The sequence below is a fragment of the Stutzerimonas sp. CXK-1 genome (assembly GCF_057738225.1).
Genome location: NZ_CM173217.1, coordinates 4,043,040 through 4,067,901, shown reverse-complemented (window position 1 = coordinate 4,067,901; position 24,862 = coordinate 4,043,040). Strand labels below are relative to the sequence as shown.

18 protein-coding genes and 4 pseudogenes are annotated in these 24,862 nt (G+C 63.2%); all 22 read right to left on the bottom strand.

Annotated elements, in window-relative coordinates:
* Nucleotides 1–242: 242 nt before the first annotated feature.
* On the bottom strand, nt 243–1,238 hold the full coding sequence (gene dctP, locus AC0KXH_RS19255) for a C4-dicarboxylate TRAP substrate-binding protein DctP (protein WP_041109018.1): 996 nt from the start codon (nt 1,236–1,238) through the stop codon (nt 243–245).
* A 275-nt stretch (nt 1,239–1,513) separates the two neighbouring features.
* Nucleotides 1,514–2,899 (bottom strand): sigma-54-dependent transcriptional regulator, encoded by a 1,386-nt coding sequence (locus tag AC0KXH_RS19250; RefSeq protein WP_041109016.1) that lies wholly within the window; start codon nt 2,897–2,899, stop codon nt 1,514–1,516.
* Complete coding sequence (locus AC0KXH_RS19245) at nt 2,896–4,704, bottom strand: sensor histidine kinase (protein WP_041109014.1); 1,809 nt, start codon at nt 4,702–4,704, stop codon at nt 2,896–2,898. Before AC0KXH_RS19245 ends, AC0KXH_RS19250 begins: the two co-directional genes overlap by 4 nt.
* A gap of 80 nt (nt 4,705–4,784) precedes the next feature.
* Complete coding sequence (gene rfbD / locus AC0KXH_RS19240; protein WP_312200537.1) at nt 4,785–5,696, bottom strand: dTDP-4-dehydrorhamnose reductase; 912 nt, start codon at nt 5,694–5,696, stop codon at nt 4,785–4,787.
* A complete protein-coding gene (gene rfbC / locus AC0KXH_RS19235; protein WP_041109010.1) occupies nt 5,693–6,238 on the bottom strand; it encodes a dTDP-4-dehydrorhamnose 3,5-epimerase in 546 nt (181 codons plus the stop codon). The genes rfbD and rfbC overlap by 4 nt, the downstream gene beginning before the upstream one ends.
* Nucleotides 6,235–7,107 carry a glucose-1-phosphate thymidylyltransferase RfbA gene (gene rfbA, locus AC0KXH_RS19230; RefSeq protein ID WP_439931922.1) on the bottom strand — a complete coding sequence of 291 codons (873 nt, stop codon included), beginning with the start codon at nt 7,105–7,107 and terminating at the stop codon, nt 6,235–6,237. The genes rfbC and rfbA overlap by 4 nt, the downstream gene beginning before the upstream one ends.
* The gene (gene rfbB / locus AC0KXH_RS19225; protein ID WP_041109006.1) at nt 7,104–8,177 is read right to left on the bottom strand and encodes a dTDP-glucose 4,6-dehydratase; all 1,074 of its coding nucleotides are present in this window, start codon (nt 8,175–8,177) and stop codon (nt 7,104–7,106) included. The genes rfbA and rfbB overlap by 4 nt, the downstream gene beginning before the upstream one ends.
* A gap of 215 nt (nt 8,178–8,392) precedes the next feature.
* A complete protein-coding gene (locus tag AC0KXH_RS19220; protein ID WP_041109004.1) occupies nt 8,393–9,520 on the bottom strand; it encodes an ABC transporter permease in 1,128 nt (375 codons plus the stop codon).
* A 1-nt stretch (nt 9,521) separates the two neighbouring features.
* Entirely contained in the window at nt 9,522–12,263 is a 2,742-nt protein-coding gene (gene rbbA / locus AC0KXH_RS19215; protein WP_488223891.1) for a ribosome-associated ATPase/putative transporter RbbA, read from the bottom strand.
* Nucleotides 12,260–13,336 carry an HlyD family secretion protein gene (locus AC0KXH_RS19210; RefSeq protein WP_269262952.1) on the bottom strand — a complete coding sequence of 359 codons (1,077 nt, stop codon included), beginning with the start codon at nt 13,334–13,336 and terminating at the stop codon, nt 12,260–12,262. The genes rbbA and AC0KXH_RS19210 overlap by 4 nt, the downstream gene beginning before the upstream one ends.
* 129 nt (nt 13,337–13,465) lie before the next feature.
* Complete coding sequence (locus AC0KXH_RS19205) at nt 13,466–14,068, bottom strand: ABC-type transport auxiliary lipoprotein family protein (RefSeq protein WP_061338213.1); 603 nt, start codon at nt 14,066–14,068, stop codon at nt 13,466–13,468.
* The gene (locus tag AC0KXH_RS19200) at nt 14,065–15,003 is read right to left on the bottom strand and encodes an MlaD family protein (protein ID WP_269262954.1); all 939 of its coding nucleotides are present in this window, start codon (nt 15,001–15,003) and stop codon (nt 14,065–14,067) included. The genes AC0KXH_RS19205 and AC0KXH_RS19200 overlap by 4 nt, the downstream gene beginning before the upstream one ends.
* Nucleotides 15,004–15,789 carry an ABC transporter ATP-binding protein gene (locus AC0KXH_RS19195; protein ID WP_043222696.1) on the bottom strand — a complete coding sequence of 262 codons (786 nt, stop codon included), beginning with the start codon at nt 15,787–15,789 and terminating at the stop codon, nt 15,004–15,006.
* The gene (locus AC0KXH_RS19190) at nt 15,786–16,934 is read right to left on the bottom strand and encodes an MlaE family ABC transporter permease (RefSeq protein WP_041109263.1); all 1,149 of its coding nucleotides are present in this window, start codon (nt 16,932–16,934) and stop codon (nt 15,786–15,788) included. Before AC0KXH_RS19190 ends, AC0KXH_RS19195 begins: the two co-directional genes overlap by 4 nt.
* Nucleotides 16,935–17,078: 144 nt before the next feature.
* Nucleotides 17,079–17,404 (bottom strand): annotated as a pseudogene (locus tag AC0KXH_RS19185) (catalase family protein); the annotation flags it as partial.
* Nucleotides 17,402–17,853: pseudogene (locus tag AC0KXH_RS19180) on the bottom strand (hypothetical protein); the annotation flags it as partial. The pseudogenes AC0KXH_RS19180 and AC0KXH_RS19185, both read right to left, overlap by 3 nt.
* Before the next feature lie 586 nt (nt 17,854–18,439).
* A complete protein-coding gene (locus tag AC0KXH_RS19175; RefSeq protein ID WP_313282234.1) occupies nt 18,440–19,201 on the bottom strand; it encodes a hypothetical protein in 762 nt (253 codons plus the stop codon).
* Nucleotides 19,198–19,866, bottom strand: coding sequence for an SH3 domain-containing protein (locus AC0KXH_RS19170; RefSeq protein WP_439931926.1), 669 nt, complete (start codon nt 19,864–19,866; stop codon nt 19,198–19,200). Before AC0KXH_RS19170 ends, AC0KXH_RS19175 begins: the two co-directional genes overlap by 4 nt.
* 38 nt (nt 19,867–19,904) lie before the next feature.
* Nucleotides 19,905–20,389, bottom strand: a pseudogene (locus AC0KXH_RS19165) (hypothetical protein); the annotation flags it as partial.
* Nucleotides 20,390–20,543: 154 nt separating this feature from the next.
* Nucleotides 20,544–21,437: a tetratricopeptide repeat protein gene (locus AC0KXH_RS19160; protein WP_312359272.1), complete on the bottom strand. Its 894-nt coding sequence runs from the start codon at nt 21,435–21,437 to the stop codon at nt 20,544–20,546.
* A complete protein-coding gene (locus AC0KXH_RS19155; protein WP_488223890.1) occupies nt 21,424–23,733 on the bottom strand; it encodes a hypothetical protein in 2,310 nt (769 codons plus the stop codon). Before AC0KXH_RS19155 ends, AC0KXH_RS19160 begins: the two co-directional genes overlap by 14 nt.
* 44 nt (nt 23,734–23,777) lie before the next feature.
* Nucleotides 23,778–24,688: pseudogene (locus tag AC0KXH_RS19150) on the bottom strand (di-heme-cytochrome C peroxidase); the annotation flags it as partial.
* Nucleotides 24,689–24,862 lie beyond the last annotated feature (174 nt).

Below are 24,862 nucleotides of genomic sequence, written 5' to 3'. Positions count from 1 at the left end.
CTGCAAGGTAATCGGAGCTGCACGGAGCGTGCGCCGTAAGCCAGCCGGGGGCTGGCATGACAGAGCAATGAAAAAACTCTTGTTATGGCCGTCGAAGTGGCAGGGGCCGGGATCGCCGGGGGTCGTTGCCCGCACGCCTTGGGGTGGTGGCGTGGTCTTCGCTAGCGGATTTGTTTTTTCACTGATCTGTCTGTGTCGCTCAAGAGTAGAAGGGGCAGGTTGTGCCCGCCCCTTCGCAAGGCTTATTCGGCCTTGTTCGAGGCTTCGGCGGCCTTGATCAGGTCGGCGCCGATTTCGCCTTCGAATTTCTTCCAGACCGGCTTCATGGCATCACGCCACTTGGCACGCTCTTCCGGAGTCAGGTACAGGATTTCGGTGGTGCCGGCGTCGAGAATGGCCTGCTTGGCTTCCTCGTTCAGGTCGTCGGCCTGCTTGTTCACCTCGACGGTGACCTCGTTCAGGATGCTTTCCAGCTCGCTGCGCACGTCGCTCGGCAGGCCGTTCCAGAACTTGGTGTTGGTGATGACCATGTAGTCCAAGAGACCGTGGTTGGACTCGGTGATGTACTTCTGCACTTCGTGCATCTTCTGCGAGTAGATGTTCGAGTACGGGTTCTCGGCACCGTTGACCACGCCCGTCTGCAGGCCCTGGTAGACCTCGGCGAAGCTCATCTTGCGCGGGTTGGCGCGCAGGGCCTTGAACTGCTCGTCGAGTACGGCGGAAGCCTGTACGCGGAACTTCAGGCCGCGGGCATCCTTCGGCTCGCGCAGCGGCTTGTTCGCCGACAGCTGCTTCATGCCGTTGTGCCAGTAGCCCAGGCCGGTGATGTTCTTGTCTTCCATCGAACGCAGCAGCTGCTGGCCGGCTTCGCCCTTCTGGAAGCGGTCTACCGCGGCGATGTCATCGAACAGGAACGGCAGGTCGAAGACCTGAACGCCCTTGGAGTAATGCTCGAACTTGGCCAGCGACGGTGCGATCAGCTGCACGTCGCCCAGCAGCAGGGCTTCCATTTCCTTGCCATCACCGAACAGCGAGGAGTTCGGGTAGACCTGAACCTCGACTTTGCCCGGCAGACGCTCTTCCACCAGTTTCTTGAACATCAGGGCGCCCTGGCCTTTCGGCGTGTTTTCGGCGACCACGTGAGAGAACTTGATGACGATCGGGTCGGCGGCTTGGGCCAGACCGGCGATGCCGAGCGACAGGGCGCAGGCCAGCGCCTTGGCAGTCAGTTTGAACATTGTTGTTTCCTCTTGTTGTGGAGAGCCGCAGAAGCGGCCCGGCGGTGAACCGGCAGCACGTTGCGCGAGGTTCGGCGGTTTCTTTGAGCAACCGCTGTGCCAGATCGGCCAGCGTCCGGCTGCGGCCCTGCGGTTGTACCAGCCAGCCCCTGAAAACCCAATGGCAAAGCGCCAGGAAAGCCGTCTGGGTCGCAGCTTCCAGCAGATTAGCCCGGAATGCGGGCGGGTGCCGCCGAGGTTCCGAGCGACCGTCACCGATGGCGGAAAACCGCCATTCAGTCCAGTTCGTCGGGCGGGGTTCCGCCACCGTCGGCGAAATTCAGGCCGTGCTTGCGCAGCTTGTCGTGCAAGGTCTTGCGTGGCACGCCGAGCGCTTCGGCGACGCTGCGCAGGGAACTGTGCGGGCGCGCGAGTTCGGCGGCGATTAGCGCCCGTTCGAAGGCTTCGACCTGTTCCGGCAGGTTGCCGCCACCGCCGAGCGGCTCTGCCGGCTGGCTGTCCAGGCCCAGATCCAGGCCCAGGGCGAAGCGCTCGGCGGTGTTCTGCAGCTCGCGCACATTGCCCGGCCAGGCGTGGCGCAGCAGCTGGGCGCGCTGCTCGGCCGAGAGCGTGCGCGACGGCAGGCCGTGACGCGCGGCTGCAGTCTCGGCAAAGTGCTGGAACAGCAGCAGGATGTCCTCGTTGCGCTCGCGCAACGCCGGGATGCGCAACGGGGCGACGTTCAGCCGGTAGTAGAGGTCGGCGCGGAAGCGGCCCTGATCGGCGGCCTGGCGCAGGTCTTCCTTGGTCGCGGCAATCACCCGGATGTCCAGGCGGATCAGCTGGTTGCCGCCCAGGCGCTCGACCACACGTTCCTGCAGCAGGCGCAGCAGCTTGACCTGCACGTCGAGGCTCATGCTCTCGATCTCGTCGAGGAACAGGGTGCCGCCGTTGGCGAACTCGAACTTGCCGATGCGGCGCTTCTGCGCGCCGGTGAAGGCGCCCGGCTCGTGGCCGAACAGCTCGCTCTCGACCACCGATTCGGCCAGCGCGCCGGCGTTGATCGCCACGAAGGGCCCGTCGCGGCGCGCCGACAGGTCGTGCAGCGCGCGCGCCACGACTTCCTTGCCGGCGCCGGTTTCGCCAAGGATCAGCACGTCGGCCTGGGTTCCGGCCAGGGCGCCGATCTGTTCGCGCAGGCGGGCCATGGCCGGCGAGTGGCCGAGCAAACGGCCGGCCAGCTGCTGGCGGTCGGCCAGGGCCAGGCGCAGGCTGCGGTTGTCCAGCACCAGACGGCGCAGCGCCAGCGCGCGGCGTACCGAGTCGAGCAGCGCCTCGCTGGGAAAGGGTTTTTCGAGGAAGTCGTAGGCGCCGGCGCGCATCGCCTGCACCGCGAGCTGTACGTCGCCATGGCCGGTGATCAGCAGCACCGGCAGGTCGGCATCGCGGCCCTGCAGGTTGGCCAACAGCTGCAGGCCGTCGATGCCCGGCATGCGGATATCGCTGACCACCACGCCGTGCCAGTCGGCCGGCAGACGTGCCTCGAGGGTGCGCGCGTCCTCCAGGCAGGCAACCTTGAGCCCGGCGAGATCGAGCGTCTGGCTCAGCGCCTTGCGCAGGTGCGGATCGTCGTCGATCAGCACCACCTGGGTCCCGTCGTCGATACGGTTGTCGCTGCTCATTGCAGGTAATCCTCGCTGGGAAAGGCGTGCCCGGGCTCGGCCGAGCGCAGCTGCAGTTCGATCAGCGCGCCGCCTTCGTCACTGTTGCCCAGGCGCAGTTCGCCACCCAGGGCGCGCACCAGCGTATCGCAGATGGCCAGGCCCAGGCCCAGGCCCTGCGCGCTGGTCTTGGTGGTGAAGAAGGGTTCGCGTGCGCGCTGGAGCGCTTCGGCCGAGAAGCCCGGACCGTTGTCGCGCAGGCTCAGCAGCACGCCATCGGCCCGCTGCTCGGCGCGCAGCCAGATACGCCGCTCCGGTGGCCGCTCGGCCAGCGCATCGAGGGCATTGGCCAGGAGGTTGGCGAGGATCTGGCGCAGCCGCGTTTCGCCGGCCTGCACCCAGAGCGCGGCCTCGGGCAGGTCGCGGACCAGTTCCACGCCCATCGCCTGGCGACGCTTGGCCACCAGCGCCAGGGCATCGTCGAGCGCCGGCTGCAACGCTACCCGCTCCGGGGCATGCTGGTCGCGGCGGGCGAAAGCGCGCAGGTGGGCGATGATCGAGGCCATGCGCGCCGTGAGTTCGCTGATCAGCTTCAGGTTGTTGCGCGCCTCGTCGACCCTGTCGTGTTCGAGCAGCACGCCGGCGTTGTCGGCATAGCTGCGGATCGCCGCCAGTGGCTGATTCAGCTCGTGGCTGATGCTCGCGCTCATGGTGCCGAGCGCCGACAGCTTGCCGGCCTGCAGCAGTTCGTCCTGCGCGCGTACCAGTTCCTGCTGCGCCTGTTCGCGTTCGAGGACCTCGACCTTCAGACGGCTGTTCAGCGCTTCCAGGTCGCGGGTGCGTTCCTGCACGCGCAACTCCAGCTCGCGTCGCGCCTGGGCATCGAGTGCCAGGCGCTCGAGGAAGTGCCGGCGCCGCTGCATCAGCAGGCCGATCAGCAGCAGCACGGTCGCCAGCGTGGCGGCGCCGATCGCGACCACCGTGCGCACCGGCCGCTCGATCAGGGCGATGGGCGCGAGGATGCGCACCGTCCAGCCGGTCTCCTTCAGTTCGCGGCTCTGGATCAGCCAGGCATCGATGTCCAGCGTCAGGTCGGTCGGCTCGAGCGTCGGGTAGGGCTGGTCGAAGGCGATCTGCTCGCGTTCGTCGAGCGTCAGTGCGCGGCTGGCACGAAAACGCCAGGCCGGCTCCGAGGTGAGGATCACCACGCCGAAGTTGTCGGTCACCAGCAGGCGCTCGGGCGTGCTACCCCAGAGCGTCTCGGTGCTGTCCAGGTCGACCTTGACCACCAGCACCCCGAGGATCTGCTCGCCATCGCGTACCGCGGCGCCAAAGTAGTAGCCGCGTTTGCCGGACGTGGTGCCGAGCCCGAAGAAGCGCCCCAGCCGGCCCTCCATGGCCTGCCGGAAGTACGGGCGAAAGGCGAAGTTGCGGCCGACGAAGCTGTCCTCGGCATCCCAGTTGGAGGCCGCCAGGGTCATGCCGCGGGTATCCATCAGATAGATGACGTCGGCGCCGGTGCGCCGTTGCAACTGCTTGAGCAGGCGGTTGGCCTGGTCCTGCACCGCCGGTACCTCGGTGTTCTGCAGCGCCGAACGCAGCTCGGGCAGGTCGCCGAGAATGCGCGGCAGCACTTCGTAGCGGTTCAGCGTGCCGAGCAGGTTGGCGACGTAGAGGTCGAGGGTCTGCCGGTTCTGTTCGGTCAGCTCGTTGCGGTAATAGCGCTCGGCCAGCTGCTGCAGCGGCCAGAGCAACGGCGTGAGCAGCAATGCCAGGAGCAGGAGGTTGCGCCAGCGTGGGCGGCGAGGTGAGGAAGTCGAAGTCATGCGGGACGCCTGGAGAACGGCTGCATTATGCACCGTTGCGGGCGTCGGATTCAGCGCGTCGGCGCGTCAGGGCAAGGCGATCAGACGATCTGTGGCTGTGGCGCCGGCTGGCTGGCCTCGCTGTTGCGCGGTTGGGTCATGCATTGCTGCAGGGCGACCTGCCAGTCCGGCAGGGCAATGCCCCAGCGGCTCTGCAGCAGGCTGCAATCGAGCCGCGAATTGAGCGGCCGCTGCGCAGCGGTGGGATAGTCACGCGAGAGGATCGGGGTCACCGTTGCCCGTAGCCGGCCCTGCTGGTGCAGGTGCTCGGCGATGGCGCAGGCAAAGCCGTACCAGGAGGTCTCGCCGCGCGCGGTCATGTGGAACAGCCCGGTCAGTTCGCCCTCGCCAGCGCGCCAGCGGCGCACCAGTTCGCCGGTCGCCGCAGCGATGCTGCGTGCCCAGGTGGGGGCGCCGATCTCGTCGCTGACCACCGACACCGTGTCTCGCTCCTGCAGCAGGCGCATCATCGTCAGCAGGAAGTTGCGCCCGTGCAGGCCGTAGACCCAGCTGGTCCGCAGGATCATGTGCTGTCCGTCGACGGCCTGTACGGCGCGCTCGCCGGCCAGCTTGCTGGCGCCATAGGCGCCGAGCGGATTGGGCGTGTCGGCTTCGGTGAAGGGGGCCGCCTTGCGGCCGTCGAAGACGTAATCGGTGGAATAGTGGATCAGCGGGATGCCGAGCCGCGCGGTCTCTTCGGCGAGTATCCCCGGGGCCACGGCATTCACCGCGAACGCCTTGTCGCGCTCGTGCTCGGCTGGGTCCACCGCCGTGTAGGCGGCGGCGTTGATGATCAGGTCCGGGCGCAGCAGGCGCACCTGCTGGCGAATCTGCTCGGCCTCGGCCAGATCGAGCGCCTGGTGCCCGAGGGCGAGCACCTTTCCTTCACCGGCCAGCTCGGTCTGCAGTTCGCGGGCGAGCTGTCCCTTGCTGCCGGTGATGAGGATCTTCATGGAAACAGCTCCGCCTGGCTCAGAGGCTTGCCGGCGATGTCCTTGGCCGACAGCTGCGGCGGCTCGTCGAACGGCCACTCGATGCCCAGCTCCGGGTCGTTCCACAGCAGGCTGCGCTCGTGCTCGGGGGCGTAGTAGTCGGTGGTCTTGTAGAGGAACTCGGCGGTCTCGCTGAGCACCACGAAGCCGTGGGCGAAGCCCTCGGGTATCCACAGCTGGCGCTTGTTCTCCGCGCTCAGGTGGGTGCCGGCCCAGCGGCCGAAGCTCGGCGAGCTCCGGCGCAGGTCCACCGCCACGTCGAACACCTCGCCCTGCACCACGCGCACCAGTTTTCCCTGCGGCTGCCGGATCTGGTAGTGCAGGCCGCGGAGCACGCCGCGCCGCGACTTGGAGTGGTTGTCCTGGACGAACTGGCGCTTGAGCCCGGTCGCCGCCTCGAAGGCGGCGGCGTTGAAGCTTTCGTAAAAGAAGCCGCGCTCATCACCGAATACCTTGGGTTCGATGATCAGCACCTCGGGGATGGACGTCTCGATGACCTTCATGCGCCTTCACCCGCCAGCTTGAACAGGTATTGGCCATAGCCGGTCTTGCCCAGCGCATCGGCGCGGCGCAACAGCTGCTCGCGGTCGATCCACTTGTACTGGTAGGCGATTTCCTCCAGGCAGGCGACCTTCAGCCCCTGGCGGTGCTCGATGGTCTGCACGTATTGCGAGGCCTCCAGCAGGCTGTCATGGGTGCCGGTGTCGAGCCAGGCGAAGCCGCGGCCGAAGCGTTCGACATTGAGGTCGCCACGCTTGAGGTAGGCCATGTTGACATCGGTGATTTCCAGCTCGCCGCGCGGCGAGGGCTTGATCGACTTGGCGATGTCGATCACGTCGTTGTCGTAGAAGTACAGGCCGGTGACCGCGTAGCTCGACTTCGGCTTTTTCGGCTTCTCCTCGATGGACAGCGCCTTGCCGTTCTCGTCGAAGTCGATCACGCCGAAGCGTTCCGGGTCCTTGACCCAGTAGCCGAACACCGTGGCGCCCTTGTCCTGGCGCGCGGCACGCTGCAGCTTCTCGGTGAAGTGCTGGCCGTGGAAGATGTTGTCGCCAAGGATCAGGCACACCGAGTCGTCGCCGATGAATTCTTCGCCGATCAGGAACGCCTGCGCCAGGCCGTCCGGCGAAGGCTGCTCGGCGTACTGCAGGTTGATGCCGAACTGGCTGCCGTCACCGAGCAGGTTCTTGTATTGCGGCAGGTCCTGCGGGGTCGAGATGATCAGGATCTCGCGGATGCCGGCGAGCATCAGCACCGAAAGCGGGTAGTAGACCATCGGCTTGTCGTAGATCGGCAGCAGCTGCTTGGAGACGCCGAGCGTGATGGGGTGCAGGCGCGTGCCGGACCCGCCGGCGAGGATGATTCCTTTCATGCGATCTTCTCCAGGGCGCCCAGGCGCTCGCGTTGATAGCTGCCGTCCTGAACGCGACGGCACCATTCGAGATTGTCCAGATACCACTGCACGGTCTTGCGCAGGCCGCTCTGGAAGGTTTCCTGCGGCCGCCAACCGAGCTCGCGCTCGATCTTGCCGGCGTCGATGGCGTAGCGCACGTCATGACCGGGACGGTCCTTGACGAAGGTGATCAGCTCTTCGTAGCGGTTGATGCCTTCCGGCTTGGCCGGAGCCAGCTCCTCGAGCAGGGCGCAGATGCCGCGCACCACGTCGATGTTCTTCTGCTCGTTGTGCCCGCCGATGTTGTAGGTCTCGCCGATCTCGCCCTTGCTGACGACTTCCAGCAGCGCGCGGGCGTGGTCCTCGACGAACAGCCAGTCGCGGATCTGCAGGCCGTCGCCATAGACCGGCAGCGGTTTGCCGTCGAGCGCGTTGAGGATCATCAGCGGGATGAGCTTTTCCGGGAAATGGAACGGCCCGTAGTTGTTCGAGCAGTTGGTCACCAGTACCGGCAGCCCGTAGGTGCGGTGCCAGGCGCGTACCAGGTGGTCGGACGAGGCCTTGCTCGCCGAGTAGGGCGAGCTCGGCGCGTAGGGCGTGGTCTCGGTGAACAGGTCATCGGTGCCGTGCAGGTCGCCGTACACCTCGTCGGTGGAGATGTGGTGGAAGCGGAAGGCCTCACGGCGATCGGCCGGCAGGCTTTGCCAGTAGGCCCGCGCCGCTTCGAGCAGCTGGTAGGTGCCGACGATGTTGGTCTGGATGAATTCGGCCGGGCCGTCGATCGAGCGGTCGACGTGCGATTCGGCGGCCAGGTGCATGATCACGTCCGGCTGGAAGTCGAGCAGCGCTTCGCTCACCCGGTCGCGATCGGCGATGTCGGCCTGGACGAAGCGGTACCGCGGATCGCTCTCGACGGCGGCCAGCGATTCGAGATTGCCGGCATAGGTCAGTTTGTCGAGATTGAGCACGCTGTGCTCGGTGTCCTGGATGATGTGGCGGATCAGTGCGGAGCCGATGAATCCGGCTCCGCCGGTTACGAGAATGCGCATGATGATTGGGCTTCCTTGGCGCTTTGCCGAGCAGCAGGCTCTGGGCATGTCGGCAGCATAGACCGGGTGGGCATACAAAAATTCCCGGTGTGCTGCGGGCTGGGCGGTGACCGTTATGTGACAGCCGCGGCCGGCCGCCGCTCGGGCCAGGCCTGCGGCGGGCTGGCGCCGGGCAGGCGAAACGCCTTGGGGAGGTGGCCTCGCTCGCCGGATCGCTAGCGCAACGATACACGCAGGCGCGACAGCGCACCGACGAAGAACACCGCGCCGATGCCGACCAGCGCCAGCAACTGCGGCCAGACGATCGCCACGCCGGCGTTGCGGAACAGGATCGCCTGGGCCAGCTCGACGAAGTGCGTGGTCGGTGCCACCCACATCACGTTCTGCACCAGCTCGGGCATGCTTTCGCGCGGGGTGACGCCGCCGGACAGAATCTGCAGCGGGATCAGCGTGAGAATCACCAGCAGGCCCAGTTGCGGCATCGAGCGCGCCACCGTGCCGAAGAAGATGCCCATCGAAGTGGCGGCGAACAGGTGCAGCGCCGCGCCGCCGGCGAACAGCAGCAGCGAGCCCTGGATCGGGATCTGCAGCCAGCCCTCGACGACGAAGCGCAGGGCGAAGGCGGCGGCCGCGAGCACCACCAGCCCCATGGCCCAGACCTTGCCGACCATGATCTCGAACGGTGTCACCGGCATCACCAGCAGGTGCTCGATGGTGCCGTGCTCGCGCTCGCGGATCAGCGCCGCGCCGGTGAGGATGATCGCCAGCATGGTGATCTGGTTGATCACCTCGTTCACCGCGCCGAACCAGGCGCGGCTGAGGTTGGGGTTGAAGGCGGTGCGGATCACGGCCTCGACCGGCAGCGCGTCCTGGCCGCGGTAGCGCTTGAGGAACTCGGCGGTCTCGCTGGCGATGATCTGCTGGATGTGCCCGGCGCCGGTGAATGCCTGGCTGACCTGGGTGGCGTCGACGTTCAGCTGGATGCTCGGCTGGCGGCCGGCGAGCAGGTCTTCCTGGAAGCCCGGCGGGATGTTCAGGGTGAAGGTGTACAGCCCGTCATCCATGCCGCTGTCCATCTCTTGGAGGGTGATGGCCTTCGGCGCGATGAAATAGGGCAGCTGGAAGGCGTTGATGATGCGCAGCGAGGCCTGCGAACGATCCTCGTCGACCACCGCGATGCTGGCGCGGTGCGGCGCCTCGGGCACCGCCGTGGCGCCTTCGTAGATCGCCACGGTGAACGAATAGACGATCAGCACCAGCATCGCCGGGTCGCGGTAGAGGCTGCGCAGTTCCTTGAGACCGAGCTGGAGGATGTTGCCGAGCTTGCGGCGCAGGCGGCTCATGTCATTTCTCCTGCTTGCGCAGCCCGGCGACGCTGAGCAGCGTCAGCAGCGGAATGGCCAGCAGCATCGGGATGAAATAGGGATACAGCTCGACCAGCCCCAGGGCCTTGGAGAACACCCCGCGGCTGATGATCAGGAAGTGGCTGGTCGGGTAGAGCTTGCCGACAAAGGCGCCGGCGCCCTCCATCGCCGAGACCGGGTGGATCAGCCCGGAAAACTGGATGGCCGGCAGCAGGGTGACGATGGTGGTGCCGAAGATCGCCGCGATCTGGCTGTTGAAGATTGCCGACATCAACAGGCCCAGGCCGGTGGCGCAGGTCACGTAGAGCAGGGCACCGAAGCACAGGGTGAGCAGGCTGCCCTTGATCGGTATGCCGAAGACGAACACCGCGAGCAGCGCCAGGGTGGCGAAGTTGATCATCCCCAGCGCGATATAGGGCAGCTGCTTGCCGAGCAAAAATTCCAGGCGGGTGGTCGGGGTGACGTAGAAGTTGGTGATCGAGCCCAGTTCCTTTTCGCGCACCACGCCGAGCGCGGTGAGCATCGCCGGAATCATCATCAACAGCAGCGGGATCATCGCCGGCACCATCGCCGGCAGGCTCTGCACGTCCGGGTTGTAGCGATAGCGAATGGCGATGTCGACCGGCGTCGCCTGCGCCTGCACCCCTGCTTCGCGGGCGAGCTGTTGCAGGTAGTTCAGGTGGATGCCCTGGACGTAGCCCTTGATGGTGTCGGCGCGCATCGGCATCGCCCCGTCGATCCAGAAGGCGACCTGCGGAATCGCGCCGCGCTTGAGGTCGCGGCCGAAATTCGGCGGGATCTCCACCGCCAGGCTGATGTCACCGCTGCGCAGGCGCTGGTCGAGTTCGGCATGGCTGGACAGCGGCGGCTTCTCGATGAAATAGCGCGAGCCGGCCATGTTCAGCAGGTAGTGCTGGCTGGTGGTGGTCTGGTCGCGGTCGAGCACGGCGAACGTCAGGTTCTCCACATCGAAGCTGACGCCATAGCCCATGATGAACATCAGGATCACGCTGCCGAGCATCGCCAGGGTCGCGCGGATCGGGTCACGGCGCAGCTCCATGGCTTCGCGCCGGCTGTAGCTGAGCAAGCGGCGCAGGCTGAAGCGGCCCTGGCGGGCGTTGGCTGTAGCCGGAGGCGTACCGGCGGCAGCGCTGGCCGGCGGCGCGGGGGGCGCGGCGTCAGCGGCGCCTGCCGCGGCTTCCTCGAGGTAGGCGATGAAGGTCGCTTCCAGGGTCGGCAGCCCGCGCTTGTCCATCAGCGCCTGCGGCGTGTCGCTGTCGAGCACCCGGCCGGCATGCATCAGCGAGATACGGTCGCAGCGCAGCGCCTCGTTCATGAAATGGGTGGAGATGAAGATGGTCACGCCGTCTTCGCGCGACAGCTGCACCAGCAACTCCCAGAAGCAGTCGCGGGCGATCGGGTCGACGCCGGAAGTGGGTTCGTCGAGGATCAGGATTTCCGGATTGTGGATCACCGCGACGGCCAGCGAGAGCCGTTGGCGCACCCCCAGCGGCAGGCTGGTCGGCAGGCTGTCGGCCTCGTCGGCGAGGTCGAAGCGCTCGAGCATTTCCGCTACCCGCGCATCGCGTCGCTCGACCGGCAGGTGGAACAGCCGCGCGTGCAGGTCGAGGTTCTGCCGGACGGTCAGCTCGCTGTACAGCGAGAACGACTGCGACATGTAGCCGACCCGCTGGCGGGTCTGCATGTCGTGCGGGTCCACCGGCTTGCCGAACAGCAGGGCCTCGCCTTCGCTGGCCGGCAGCAGTCCGGTGAGCATCTTCATGGTGGTGGTCTTGCCGCAGCCGTTGGAGCCGAGGAAGCCGAAGATCTCGCCGCGGGCGATGCGGAAGTTGACCCGGTCCACCGCGACGAAGTCGCCGAAGCGCATGGTCAGGCCATGCGCCTCGATGGCGAAGCCGTCGCTCGGCCCGCGTGGCGGGATCTCGAGTTCGCGGTGCTGGCGCCGCTTGTCCTCGGGCAGCAGGCGGATGAAGGCCTGCTCCAGGGTATCGCTGCCCGTGCGTGCCAGGAGCTCGGCCGGCGTGCCGGTGGCCAATACGCGCCCGGCGTCCATCGCCACTAGGTGGTCGAAGCGCTGCGCCTCGTCCATGTAGGCAGTGGCGACCAGCACGCTCATCTGCGGGCGCTCGCCGCGGATGCGCTCGATCAGCTCCCAGAACTGCGCGCGCGACAACGGATCGACGCCGGTGGTCGGCTCGTCGAGGATCAGCAGGTCGGGGTCATGGATCAGCGCGCAGCACAGCCCCAGCTTCTGCTTCATGCCGCCGGACAGTTTGCCCGCCGGGCGATCGACAAAGGGCGCGAGGCCCGTGCTGCGGGTCAGTTCGGCGATGCGCCGGCGGCGCTCGCCGGCGTCCTGGCCAAACAGCCGGCCGAAGAATTCGAGGTTCTCGAAAATCGTCAGCGTCGGGTACAGGTTGCGCCCCAACCCCTGTGGCATGTAGGCGATGCGCGGGCAGACGGCGCGGCGATGGCGGTCATCGCCGATGTCGCCGGCGAGCACCTGCACGCTGCCCTGCTGCAATTGCCGCGCGCCGGCGATCAGGGCCAGCAGGCTGGATTTGCCGACGCCATCGGGGCCGATCAGGCCGACCATGCGCTGGGCCGGGAGTTCGAGATCCAGGCCGTCCAGGGCGCGGGTCTTGCCGTATTGCAGGCTGACGCCGCTGATCGCGGCGACCGGGGCAGGGGACGGGTTCATTTGCCGACGTTGATCGCCAGGTTGGCCGGCCACTCGGCGTCGGCGTCAAGCTTCAGGTAGGCCATGCCCGGAAGCCCGGTCTTGACCTGTTCCATGTGTTGTTTCAGCAGCTCCGGATCGATCCTGGCCTTGACCCGGAACATCAGCTTCTCGCGCTCGCTCTGGGTTTCCACGGTCTTGGGCGTGAACTGCGCGACGCTGGCGACATAGGTGACGCGGGCGGGAATCACGTACTGCGGCGCGGCATCGATCACCAGGCGCGCCTCGGCGCCGAGCGCCACGCGCCCGGCCTGCCGCTCGGGCAGGAAGAAGGTCATGTACACGTCGGCCAGATCGACCAGATTGAGCAGCTTGCCGCCGGCGGCGAGCACCTCGCCGGGCTGCGCTACCCGGTATTGCACGCGCGCGACACGATCGGTCTTCAGCTCGCTGTCGCGGATGTCCGCCTCGAGCCGCTCGACGCTGGCCTCGGCCGCCTCCTGGGCCGACTCGGCTTCGATCACCTGCGAGCGGGCGGCGGCGATACCGGCGTCGGCCGAGAGTACCTGCGCCTGCGCGGCCGCCAACGCGGCCTGGGCGCTCTGCATCGCCGCCAGGTCGTCATCCAGCTGCTGGCGCGGCATGGCATTGCGCGCGACCAGGGTTTCCGTGCGGCGGTGGCGCTTCTGGGCGGCTGTCAGTTCGGCGCGGCGCTGGTGCACTACGGCTTCGGCGGTGGCCTTTTCGCTTTCGCGCTGGGCAACCAGCGCCTGTGCCGTGAGGATCGCGTTCTGCGCCTGGCGCACCTGGGCCCGTGCCTGGTTCAGCTGGGCCTCGAGCACCTCGGTGTCCATGCGCGCGATGACCTGGCCGGGCTGGACGAAGTCGCCTTCGTCCACGGTGATCTCGCGGATGCGCCCGCCGAGCTTGGTGGCCACATCGATCTCGGTCGCCTCGATACGTCCGTTGCCGCTGGCAAAGCCGTCGCCGAGCCCCTTGGGGCGCAGCTCCGACCAGAGCATCAGGCCAAGGGCAAGCAGCAGAGCGACGGCAATGCCGCCGCGGGTCAGCTTTTTCTTCAGTTCAGGTTTCATGCATGCGGCTCTTCAGGTGTTGCCTCGGGCCAGCCTAGGGCAGTTGTGTGACTGCTGCGCTTGCCCAGGTCAATAAAGGTGCGGATCGCCCTGTGCGCGATCGGCAGGCGGACGAACGGTTGGCCGGTGTCACGGCTGCGCCAGCCACTCCAGCAGCTGTCGGCCGAGCTCGTCAGTGGCCTGGCCGAAGGCGTTCACCACCTGATTCACCTCGCGACCCTGGCTCGGCTGGCGAATTTCGAAGCGGCGGCTGGCGAGCACGCGCTGGCTCTGGCCGTCGGCCAGCTGTGCGTCCAGCCGAATCACCACCACCGGCCGGCCCTCGACATACTCGGCCTGAAAGGCCAGTAACTGGCTGACCAGGTCGCGATCGGCCTGCAGCGGGGCGTCTTCGCTGATCGCCGAGGCGAACTGGCCACTGCCCTGGGCCCGCTCGATCAGCCGATCGCGCAGCAGAATCGGCGCCGCGTCGCTCCAGCGTGCGCCGCGGTAGCTGCTGATCTGGCTACCCTCGGGAATCACTGCGATGCGCGGCGTGGCCAGCAACCGGCTGGACTGCGGCGTGAGGATGCGCAGCGTCGGGCCCTGTTCCGGTGCCTTGCGCGCGAGCGGGCTGACCGAGGTCGGCAGCAGATAGGCGCGTAGCGGCTCGGCCTCGGGCAGGATCGAACAGGCCGAGAGCAGGCCGAGCAGAACGGCGAGCGCGCCTGAGCGCAGCGATGAACGGATCATGGTTCGAATTCCTCGAGCTTTTCCCGACCGAGCAAGAAGCCGCTCGGGTTGTCTTCCAGATGCTGCGTCACCCGGCGCAGCGAACCGAGCGTGGCGCGCAGCTCGTTGATCGCCGGGCCCAGATCGTTGAAGCCCTGCAGCCCATTATTCAAGGCGCCCTGATTGTCCGACAGCAAGCTGTCCAGCCGCTCGGTGGAGCGCTCCAGCGCCTGCATCGACTGCGCCGCGCTGACCAGCAGGGCGCGCCCCTCTTCATCGAGGAGGCCGTTGGCGCTGCGCGTCAGCCGGGTGATCTCGCCGAGCGCGGTGTTGGTCTGCTCGGTGATCTGGCTGAGCTGCCCAAGCGCCGCCGACAGGTCCGACCGTTGTTCGGCCAGCACGCTGGTGGCCTGCTCCAGGTGTTCGAGGGTGCGGCCGATGCGCCCGGCATTTTCCTCGGAGAACAGCGCATTGGCGTTCATCAGCAGGCTGTTGACGTTGCTCATCAGGTCTTCGCCGTTCTCGAGCAAGGCGCTCAGCGGTGAGGGGTCGGCGATGATCAGCGGCGGATCGCTGCGCTTGCCGACCAGCAGCGGGCTTTCCGGGCTGCCGCCGTGCAGCTGGATGACCATCGCCCCGGTGATGTTGGCCAGCGCCAGGCGGGCACGGGTGTCCTGCCTGATCGGCGTGCCGGCATAGACACGGATGCGCGCACGAACCTTGCGCGGGTCGTCGGGCTCGAGCCAGAGGCGCTCGACGTCGCCGACCTTGATGCCGCTGTATTCCACCGAACTGCCGGTGGACAGACCGCTGACCGCCCGGTTGAAGTCGACCTCGTAATACTCGTATTCGCGGTCGATGCTCGACTTGCCGAGCCACAGCGCAAAGAGCAGCGCGCCGCCGACCACCAGCACGGTGAACAGGCCGATCAGCACATGATGGGCACGGGTTTCCATTCAGCGATTCTCCTGCAATGCCGCGGCCTGCTGCGCCGCGCGGCCCCGGGGGCCATGGAAATACTCGCGGATCCAGGCGTCGTCGGTCTGTTCGACCACCGCCAGGCGATCGGCGACCAGTACCCGCTTGCGCGATAGCACGGCGACCCGATCGCAGATGGTATAGAGCGTGTCGAGGTCGTGCGTCACCAGAAAGACGCTCAGCCCCAGCGCGTCGCGCAGCGTCAGGATCAACTGATCGAATGCCGCTGCGCCGATCGGGTCGAGCCCGGCGGTGGGTTCGTCGAGAAACAGTACTTCGGGGTCGAGTGCCAGTGCACGGGCCAGAGCGGCTCGCTTGATCATCCCGCCGGACAGCTCGTCAGGGTATTTGCAGGCTGCAGTGGGTGGCAGCCCAGCCAGCGCCAGCTTCAGTCGCGCCAGGTGCTCGGCGTCTTGGCGCGCCAGCCCGGCATGCTCGATCAGCGGTAGCGCCACGTTCTCCTGCAGGTTCAGCGAGCTGAACAGCGCACCGCGCTGGAACAGCACCCCGAAACGGCGCTCGACCTCCGAGCGGCGGGCGGCTGGCAGCTCCAGCAGATTCTCGCCGAAGACGCTGACGCTTCCGGCATTGGGCCGCCGCAGGCCGACGATGCTGCGCAGCAACACCGACTTGCCGGTACCCGAGCCGCCGACCACACCGAGAATCTCGCCACGGCGAATATCCAGATCGAGGCCGTCGTGCACGGTCTGGCTGCCGAAGCGATTCACCAGCCCGCGTACCTGAATCAGCGTTTCGCCCGTCACCAGCCCATCTCCATGAAGAACAGCGCGGCGATGGCATCCAGCAGGATGACCATGAAGATCGATTGCACCACGCTGGAGGTGGTGTGCTCGCCCACCGATTGCGCGCTGCCGCTTACCTTGAAGCCCTCCAGACAGCCGATCACCGCGATCACGAAGGCGAACACCGGGGCTTTGCCGATGCCGACGAGAAAATGCACCAGGTCGATGTCGCGCTGCAGGATGGTGAGGAACAGCGTGGGCGAGATATCCAGGGCGAGCACGCACACCACCGCGCCGCCGACGATGCCGCAGAGCATGCCGATGAAAGTAAGGATCGGCAGCGTGATCAGCATCGCCAGCACTCGCGGCAGCACCAGCAGCTCGATCGGGCTCAGCCCCAGCGTGCGGATCGCATCGATCTCCTCGTTCGACTTCATCGAGCCGATCTGCGCGGCGAAGGCGCTGGCACTGCGGCCCGCCAACAGGATGGCCGCCAGCAGCACGCCGAACTCGCGCAGGAAGGCGAAGCCGATCAGGCTCACGGTATAGATCGTCGCGCCGAAGTCGGCGAGCACCGTGGCGCCGAGAAAGGCCACCACGGCGCCGACGAGGAAGGTCAGCAGGGCGACGATGGGAATCGCATTCAGCCCGGTCTGCTCGATGTGCGCGACCAGCGCGGTCAAGCGCCAGCGCCTCGGGCGCGGCAGGGTCAGGGCCAGGGTCTGCAGCGTCAGGCCGATGAAACCGAGCAGGTCACGCTGCTGCCGCCAGATGCTTTGCATCGTGCGGCCGATATGGGCCAGCACGTCGCCAAACTCGTAGCCCTGCTCAGGCGGCTCCGCTTCCGGCTGATCCATCGATCTGGCGACGCTACGCAGCAGCGCAAGCCGCTCGGCCGGCAACTCGGGCGCCCAGGCCTCGATCGCGGCGATGCGCTCCTGGCCGAGCAACTCGACAAGCAGGCCGGCGCCGGCCGTATCCAGTGCACCCAACCCGTCGAGCTCGACCTGGCTGCGTGCGTCGATTCGCTCCCCGAGCCGCTGCACTTCATGGCGCAGCATCGCGTAGTGGGTGAGAGTCCAGTCACCGACGACACGCACCCGCAACGGCGAAGCCCCTTGATCGAGGGTTACCGAACCGGGCGACGGGGACGAGGTGGCGCTCATCTTCTGCAAACGGGTGCCTATATCGGGCGCTGGAGTCCTGATTGATGCTAGCAGGGCTCCGCTCGGCAAGACAGGACCGGGCGGCTCGTGGTCGGCAACCGTCCGGGGGCGCCTGCTGCTGATCCATGGGCCACCACGGAGGCGTCAAAACGTGCCGTTACGCTCGAGCCGGTGCTGCTGATCGCCTCGTACACCACATTGCGCAGCCGGTGGATGTCATTGCGCAGCCGGTGGATCTCACCGATGGGGCGATGCTCCGGCAGTGCATGCCGTGGGTTAAAGCTGAGGTTGTCGCAGGGGAGATTCTGCTCGGGGACGGGCGAAGTCCTGCGGCGGCAAGATGTCGGCGACCGTCTCGAATGGAGCGATGGCCTCATCCCACTGATGCTGGTGTCCTCGATGGGCAGTTAGTGCCCGGCGTTCTGCCGCACCTACAGGGCAAAGCAGGCGGGCGCGCGCTCGAGAGGCATCGCCGCGCCGCCATCGATACGAATGGCCTGACCCCCGTAGCGCAGCTCGCCGGTGTGGTAGCCGCGCAGGTCACATCCAGATAGGCGCGACCGCTCTCAGCATCCTCGTGGCGGGCAAAGCCGACCGGCAGGTTGCCGGGGTTCAGCGCAGTGGCTTGTTGCGCGGGATCGACCAGAAAGCCAAAGCGGGCGAGGTAGTTGGGTATGGCGAACCTGTCCCGGCTGCAGGCAGCTCCAGCGCACGAAGTCAGTCGTACTCCAGCCCCTAATCTGGTGCCTTGCGGTGTGTAGTAGTAGGTCCGTCGCTGGGTGGCGTCCCACGGCTCCAGATAATGCAACGCTTCGGGCACTTCATACTCTGGAAGGTTCGGGTAGGCCAGGAAATACAGCCCGACCCCCACGGCAAGCACAGCCAATAACAAGACAGCCCCAGGGCTCGGCGCAGCTATCGCAGGTACGTTCTTGTAGCGTTATGGCGAGTGCGCGTTTATGGCAGGGTTGTGAGGCGATGGCAATAAGATGTCGCCGCCTTTGCGGTGACAGATAAGGGTGAATGCGTGTTCGGGCAGTTATTCAATGTCAAGCAAACTTCCCTTCACGGAGGCTGAAATGCATGGGATATAAGTTAAGTAGTTAGAGTTTTTCTTAACTAATATGCCGTGCTCGGGTACTTGGACATCAGCCACTCTGTTAATTCTGGATGTGACCGTATACGAATAGGCGCCATTGGTGAACGTGACAGAGTTACTCAGTTCGCTGCCGGTCGCGTTACCTATTGATATGTCAACCTCATCCACTAATCTATTTAGTTCAAGCTCGGGTGTGCGGCCCGGATGCCCAAATTTATAGCTGATCGTATTGTTCTGTTTATATAGCTCTAGGGTTCTATCGGATTCCGATTTGCAGTGAAAAAATGGTGGTAGACGTTCCATTGCTGCTGTAACTGGAGCAGTAAGTGCCAGAATCATGGTATAGATGCTGGCGTGTATAATTCTAAGCGTCATATTGGGCGGGGGCCTCAGGCGGTGAGAGATTTTAGTTTTTCTTAATAGCTTGCAATAGCTCTGTAGCTGTCAGGCGCTTCAATGAATGTGCGGCAGGGTCCGTTTCCACATCCAGTGCTGATGCTGTAACACCATCGACGTCATACACCAAATAAGCGTTACCGGTGGTCACTACATAAATTTTCCCGGCTGCTGACGCTATGGTTTTCGGAGTAGCGGACATTAGATCTTCGATCGAGTCGTAGCGCAGCGAAACAAGCACATTGCCTAGCTTGCCGAGGGGTGTTACGGCGGCTTCAGCAGGCTCAGCCATAACAGATTGTAGGGACGCTCTATTAGACTCCTCAATCCAGGCGTCTGGGTAATGAAAAGCTGTATCCTGGTAATTGCTCGATAGTATTTTGTTAAGGTTGCAAACAGCTTTTCGAATGGAGGCACCATTCTGCCCGTTGCGAATATTGCTGTATATGCAGTCGATAAGAGGAATATTATTTTTGACTTTTAGGGTATAAAAGACTTCGAAATGTGTATTCGATCCAGAGTTTTCATAGCTCAATGCGGGCCCGCCATTGAACCGCACCAATCTTCTGGCTGTCTGCCCTGCGTAGCCAACAATGTCGGTGATACTTGTCGTTTCCGTTCCTTGCTTGATCGTCAGAGTGCCCGCATCCATGTCTGCCGTATAGATTTCCGCCACCCCGTCATCGTTGGATGAAATGGTGTAAGCGCTTGCGTGTGCGCTGGTGGTCAGCGTTAGTGAGATAAGCAGAGCTAAAAACCGTACGTGTTTCATGGAGCGAAGATTTCCTTTGCCGAGGACGTTTTTCTTAGGATAGATTCAAACTTTCTTGCATAGCCGGCTATAAGTTGCTGCTGATCAGAGCCGTTGATTATTCTACGAGCCTCTACATAATCTACCCCAGCAGCGCTAATATAGCCGCTCAGTTTTTTCCGGTAAAAATCCCTTCTTTCATACCCCAAATCATAATTGGCTGATAGGACGGGTTGTGCCGTCCCGCTGAGCAGGCTGACCAGCTTGCTGAACTCGCCTTCCGTCTCGCCGATGGTGATCTCGGCACCCTTGGATAGCTCCGACAGCTTGGTGGTGTGCTTGCTCGGGCCTGCGCGAACGCTCAGGCCATCGTGCTGCGTATTTACGGTATAGCGTTTGGTTTCCCAGAAGGCAGGGCGCGGAAGGTCCGCTTGTGCCTGGTAGCCCGCCCGATCCAGCAGGTGCATGTACAGGCTGTAGAGAGTGAGACTTGGAGGGGTTTGCCCTTCGACGATGCTGCCGTCAGCGTTCTTCAGCGGCGGCGGCTGCAGGCTGTGCTTGACCAGCACGAACCCCGTGGAAAAGGGTGCACGCTTGACCAAGGGAATCTCGTCGGTGAATTCGCTGACCGGGTAGCGTTCATCGATGCGGTAGGCAATTACTTCTCCGTCGGCGATACAGCGCACGCTCGACTGGTCGAATGCAGCACTCGTGCCTTCGTCGAAGTGGACGCCGCCATGCCATAAGCCGTTATCGCCGCGCCGCCATCGATACGAATGGCCTGACCCCCGTAGCGCAGCGCGCCGGTGTGGCAGCCCGCGCAGGTCACATCCAGATAGGCGCGACCGGTCTCAGCATCCTCGTGGCGGGCAAAGCCGACCGGCAGGTTGCCGGGCTTCAGCGCAGTGGCTCGTTGCGCGGGATCGACCAGAAAGCCAAAGCGGGCGAGATAGTTGGGTATGGCGAACCTGTCCCGGCTGCAGGGCAGCTCCAGCGCACGAAGCCAGTCGTACTCCAGCCCCTTAATCTGGGTGCCTTGCGGCGTGTAGTAGGTCTGTCGGTCCGCCTCGCTCCATTGATCGAGGTAGTTAAGCCGAGCCGGGGGCTGATAGTCCGGCAGGTTCGGATTGGCCACGAAATCAGACCAACTCCGGCCGCAAGCACGGCCAGCAACACCAACCCAAGCAGGGCGCGTCGCAGCAATCGCATCGTTACTTCCTTGTAGCGTCATGGCGAAAGCGCGTTTATCGCAGGCTTGATGGGCGATGGCAATGTGCCAGTTGCTCGGTTTTGATGGCCAAAAGCTAGCTAACCGTAGATCGCTTTGTTCGAAATTCATGGCAGCCACATAGATATCTCTGTATCACTGTGCTGCGGTCGACAACCGTGCGGTTACTCTGGAGGGTATTAGTTTATCCCTTCCGGATTTTTTCATTTTTGAAGCATACTTGGCGTAGTAATGTTTCGCCTTTCCTTGGAGCCCTTTTCCCCAAAAGCTATCGGCAATGTTCAGCATAAGGACTGTGCGTTCAGGTGCAATGTCTTCAACGTTTAGAAGCACTTCAAGCGCTAAGTCGAAATCACGCGCTTCAGCCAGCGCGTAACCGATATCGTTATAGATAGGTATTTCGGATTTGTTAACCGGTGGCTTGCTGACTGTTATTTTGATTTTTTCATCGGAAGCATAAGCTCTGATTGCTCCATAGTCGTGATCTTCCAGTCTGTCGAGAACTACTTTATGGATAAGTTCCACAGAATCAATTTTTCCATCTTTCAATTTCCGCTTGGATAGTTCACTTTTTCTATAAAAAAAATATTGTTTTTCTTCCTGCTCTGCGGTCCCCTCGTAACCAGAGATAAGCCGTTCAAGAGTCTCAGCCCTCACGATTGAGCCAGCAAGCTCTTTAAATACATAACTGACGTATTGCGTTCCTTTGATGCCTAAACCGCTGTGGTTTAGCTCATAAGAGCAGGTAATAACTAATGCAGCAGTCCCGTCGGGTAGCGCGAGAGAATAGGCGCTACTGAGCGAAGGTTGTCCACCCTCCGGGTCACATTGCGCAGGAAGAAACACCCGGTGCTCTCCCTCTAGGATTAACGCTGCCGTTAGGGCCTTTTCATCTCCGTCGGTGACGCTATAAGAAAACTGTATTTCATTGCTTCCAAAAAATCTGGGAGATAGGTGCTGGGTCAGGTCTTCGGCAACAGAAATATTAACTAGGAGGATCGAAATAAGTAATGATTTAAGTAGGTTCATTGTTCAGAAGTCCACGGAGCGACTTGAAGAGTCGGACGCGTTCGGGTAGTCCGATTGTTCCGCCGTTAACGATTGCAGAAACGTCCGCGACGTGATCGGTAATATTTCTCTGGGTTCTTGCATTATAAGATTTAAGAATTCTTCTGTTCACATCATTGATTTCCCACCAGACGAAGGCGGATTCAATACCATATTGAAGATTGCTGGTAACCAGATCTGGATTTTTTACAAAGTCTTGGTGGTCTTGTTCATTTTTTTCATTATGTATGCGAGTGTAGGCGATGTAATTGTTTTTGCCGGTAAGCTGAATTATCCCACGGCCACGATATTTATATCCATCACGGCTTTCTTCATCACCGTTTCCGTTTCGGCCAGCATAAACATAGCTGCCTAGGTTTTCTGGGTTTCTTTCATATTTGGCGGGCTCGGTCCATAGCTTTGGCCTTAGCCTAGGAAATATCTTGCAGTCGTCCGTGCTCGTATCGTAACCGCGTATATTGTTCCGGCAGCCAAATACTTCTCGCATGCGCTTGGCAGAGTAACTTAGGTTCTCGGATCTCACTTTGAAGCCGCTTTCATGACCTACTTGGCTTAGGAAATGCGCAATAAGCAGTGGCGTATTTATGTTGTATAGCAATGCATATTTGTTGAGGTGGGGAAGAATGGCTTTGGCATATTCATCGCTGATTTGAGAATTTGCTGTTTTTAGCATTTCTAAAGTAATCAGATCTTTGGGCTTGCCGTTGAAGATAAGCGGCAGCGAGTAAGGCTGAACATGCCAAACATTCCCGGTCGGGCTAAAATCTAACGCTTCCGCAACAACAGCCCACCAGCTCAGCGCCTTGATCCGCTGCTTTTCAGTCTGCCAAATTAGATTCGGCTTTCCAGCATCTTCCTCTAGCAACGGATCAAGCTCATCCCACTTACTCTTGTTCCAGTGCCACTCGCTTTCATAGCGGATGATCAACTGACCGAGGGCCTGCGCCTGCCATGGCTTGGCTAGCGCGGTACGGATTTCCTTGCTGGTCAGCACACCGTCCTTATCGGTGTCGACGATGTCATGCAGCCGGGCCAGCGCCAAGATGGGACCGCCATCAGCCTTGCTGATCTGCGCCCGATAGTTGTGCTGTTCGTCCGCGCTCAGCAGGCCCCTGGCATTGAAGGCGTAGGCGAGCTTTTCGACGGGCGTTCCGGTTTCCTCGATGCACTGGAAGCCTTCCCACTCCCACGGGCTATGGCAAGTAGTGATCAGCTCCTGCTCGGCGAGCCAGCCGTCGATGGGGTTGCCGTCAGCGTCGGCGAACAGGCCGTCCAGCCGCCACCAATGCATGGTGTTGTCAGCGCCATCCTTGACCCGGATTTTTCTCGAAGCGGGGAGCCCATCCAGCAAGGACTGCGGAATGATCAGGTCGACGCCGATCTGCGTGCCATCATCGTCCAGTTTGGGCGGGTTCTCCGCATTGATATCGTCCCGATGGGTGATCAGTTTGCTCGCACCTTTGTAGACCTTGAGCAGGGTTTTCTGGTCGTCCGGCAAGCGGCTGGCCCAGGCGCGGCTCCGGGCGATAAAGGCGGGTACATCGTCGCAGCTGAACAGTTCGACATGGACCATGTGCTGGGCGGCGCTGTCGTGGTTCTGGTACAGACCGGGATGACCAATAAGGTCACCCGCCTTGATCGGCACTCCGCTGTTAAGAACGACGACCTTGCCGTATTCCGCTGGCTCGCTGTGCGGCTTGAGCAAGCTGGTGGATACATAGCCGGGCAGTTGCCCCTCGTCGTCAGGTGATAGGACGGGTTGTGCCGTCCCGCTGAGCAGGCTGACCAGCTTGCTGAACTCGCCTTCCGTCTCGCCGATGGTGATCTCGGCACCCTTGGATAGCTCCGACAGCTTGGTGGTGTGCTTGCTCGGGCCTGCGCGAACGCTCAGGCCATCGTGCTGCGTATTTACGGTATAGCGTTTGGTTTCCCAGAAGGCAGGGCGCGGAAGGTCCGCTTGTGCCTGGTAGCCCGCCCGATCCAGCAGGTGCATGTACAGGCTGTAGAGAGTGAGACTTGGAGGGGTTTGCCCTTCGACGATGCTGCCGTCAGCGTTCTTCAGCGGCGGCGGCTGCAGGCTGTGCTTGACCAGCACGAACCCCGTGGAAAAGGGTGCACGCTTGACCAAGGGAATCTCGTCGGTGAATTCGCTGACCGGGTAGCGTTCATCGATGCGGTAGGCAATTACTTCTCCGTCGGCGATACAGCGCACGCTCGACTGGTCGAATGCAGCGGCCGTGCCTTCGTCGAAATGCACGCCGCCATGCCATAAGCTGTTTTCGCCGGTGGGGTAGAACCCGGCAGGGTGGCGCCAACACCCAGGGCCTCGCCGATATTGCGCGCCATCGGCTGCATGGCCGAACCGTTCCACAGCACCCAGTCGAACTTCCAGATATCCCACACCTGTGGATAGCTGACCGGCGCATTGGCGACGCGATAGTTGGCCGGATCCAGCGCGTCGCCAAAGGCGGTGTTGGCGATGCGGCCGAACGTATCGGTCCGGCCGAAGCCTTCCTCGGTCGGGTAGAGGCCGCGGTGCCAGTCGTTGTAAGCGGTGCCGAGCAGGCGATCGAGCACCTGCTTGAAATCGTGGCGCAGCTGGGCGCGGTCCTGCTCGTAACGTTCGCCCAGCACCTGCTCGGCGAAGCGACGGAACTTGAGCGGGTTGTAATAGGTGAAGGCCATGCTCATGCCGAGCGCCTGGCCAAAGGCGCCACCGCGCAGGGTCGGTACGGTGGAGGCCAGCGAATGCATCGCGGCGCCACCGTCGATACGAATGGCCTGACCCCCGTAGCGCAACTCGCCGGTGTGGCAGGCCGCGCAGGTCACATCAAGATAGGCGCGACCGGTCTCGTCATCTTCATGGCAGGCAAAGCCGACTGGCAGGTTGCCGGGGTTCCGCGCGGTGGCCTTTTGCGCGGGATCGACCAGAAATCCGAAGCGGGCGAGATAGTCGGGCGTGGCGAACCTTTCCTGGCTGAAGGGCAGCTCCAGCGCGACGAACCAGTCGTACTCCAGCCCTTTAACCTGCGTGCCTTGCGGCGTGTAGTAATAGGTCTGCCGGTCCGCCTCGCTCCATTGATCGAGGTAATTAAGTCGAGCCGGAGGCTGATAGTCCGGCAGGTTCGATAGGCCACGAAATACAGACCAACCCCGGCCGCAAGCAGGGCCAGCAACACCAGCCCAAGCAGGGCGCGTCGCAGCAATCGCATCGTTACTTCCTTGTAGCGTCATGGCGAAAGCGCGTTTATGGCAGGGTTGTGGGGTGATGGCAATAAGATGTCGCCGGTTTACAATACGTTATTCGGCTTTTAGAGCGCAGGAGCGTATGTTCTGTCATCATTTTTTGGCAGCTGAGTGGATTAATATAGAATTACTGTCGGCAA

What these genes read in the sequence shown, in the direction of transcription:
- AC0KXH_RS19250 (WP_041109016.1), bottom strand. Translation starts at nt 2,899, where the DNA reads ATGAGCAGCGACAACCGTATCGACGACGGGACCCAGGTGGTGCTGATC.
- rfbB (WP_041109006.1), bottom strand. Translation starts at nt 8,177, where the DNA reads ATGCGCATTCTCGTAACCGGCGGAGCCGGATTCATCGGCTCCGCACTG.
- AC0KXH_RS19160 (WP_312359272.1), bottom strand. Translation starts at nt 21,437, where the DNA reads ATGAACCTACTTAAATCATTACTTATTTCGATCCTCCTAGTTAATATT.
- rbbA (WP_488223891.1), bottom strand. Translation starts at nt 12,263, where the DNA reads ATGAACCCGTCCCCTGCCCCGGTCGCCGCGATCAGCGGCGTCAGCCTG.
- AC0KXH_RS19245 (WP_041109014.1), bottom strand. Translation starts at nt 4,704, where the DNA reads ATGACTTCGACTTCCTCACCTCGCCGCCCACGCTGGCGCAACCTCCTG.
- AC0KXH_RS19200 (WP_269262954.1), bottom strand. Translation starts at nt 15,003, where the DNA reads ATGGAAACCCGTGCCCATCATGTGCTGATCGGCCTGTTCACCGTGCTG.
- dctP (WP_041109018.1), bottom strand. Translation starts at nt 1,238, where the DNA reads ATGTTCAAACTGACTGCCAAGGCGCTGGCCTGCGCCCTGTCGCTCGGC.
- rfbD (WP_312200537.1), bottom strand. Translation starts at nt 5,696, where the DNA reads ATGAAGATCCTCATCACCGGCAGCAAGGGACAGCTCGCCCGCGAACTG.
- AC0KXH_RS19220 (WP_041109004.1), bottom strand. Translation starts at nt 9,520, where the DNA reads ATGAGCCGCCTGCGCCGCAAGCTCGGCAACATCCTCCAGCTCGGTCTC.
- AC0KXH_RS19175 (WP_313282234.1), bottom strand. Translation starts at nt 19,201, where the DNA reads ATGAAACACGTACGGTTTTTAGCTCTGCTTATCTCACTAACGCTGACC.
- AC0KXH_RS19190 (WP_041109263.1), bottom strand. Translation starts at nt 16,934, where the DNA reads ATGAGCGCCACCTCGTCCCCGTCGCCCGGTTCGGTAACCCTCGATCAA.
- rfbC (WP_041109010.1), bottom strand. Translation starts at nt 6,238, where the DNA reads ATGAAGGTCATCGAGACGTCCATCCCCGAGGTGCTGATCATCGAACCC.
- AC0KXH_RS19210 (WP_269262952.1), bottom strand. Translation starts at nt 13,336, where the DNA reads ATGAAACCTGAACTGAAGAAAAAGCTGACCCGCGGCGGCATTGCCGTC.
- rfbA (WP_439931922.1), bottom strand. Translation starts at nt 7,107, where the DNA reads ATGAAAGGAATCATCCTCGCCGGCGGGTCCGGCACGCGCCTGCACCCC.
- AC0KXH_RS19205 (WP_061338213.1), bottom strand. Translation starts at nt 14,068, where the DNA reads ATGATCCGTTCATCGCTGCGCTCAGGCGCGCTCGCCGTTCTGCTCGGC.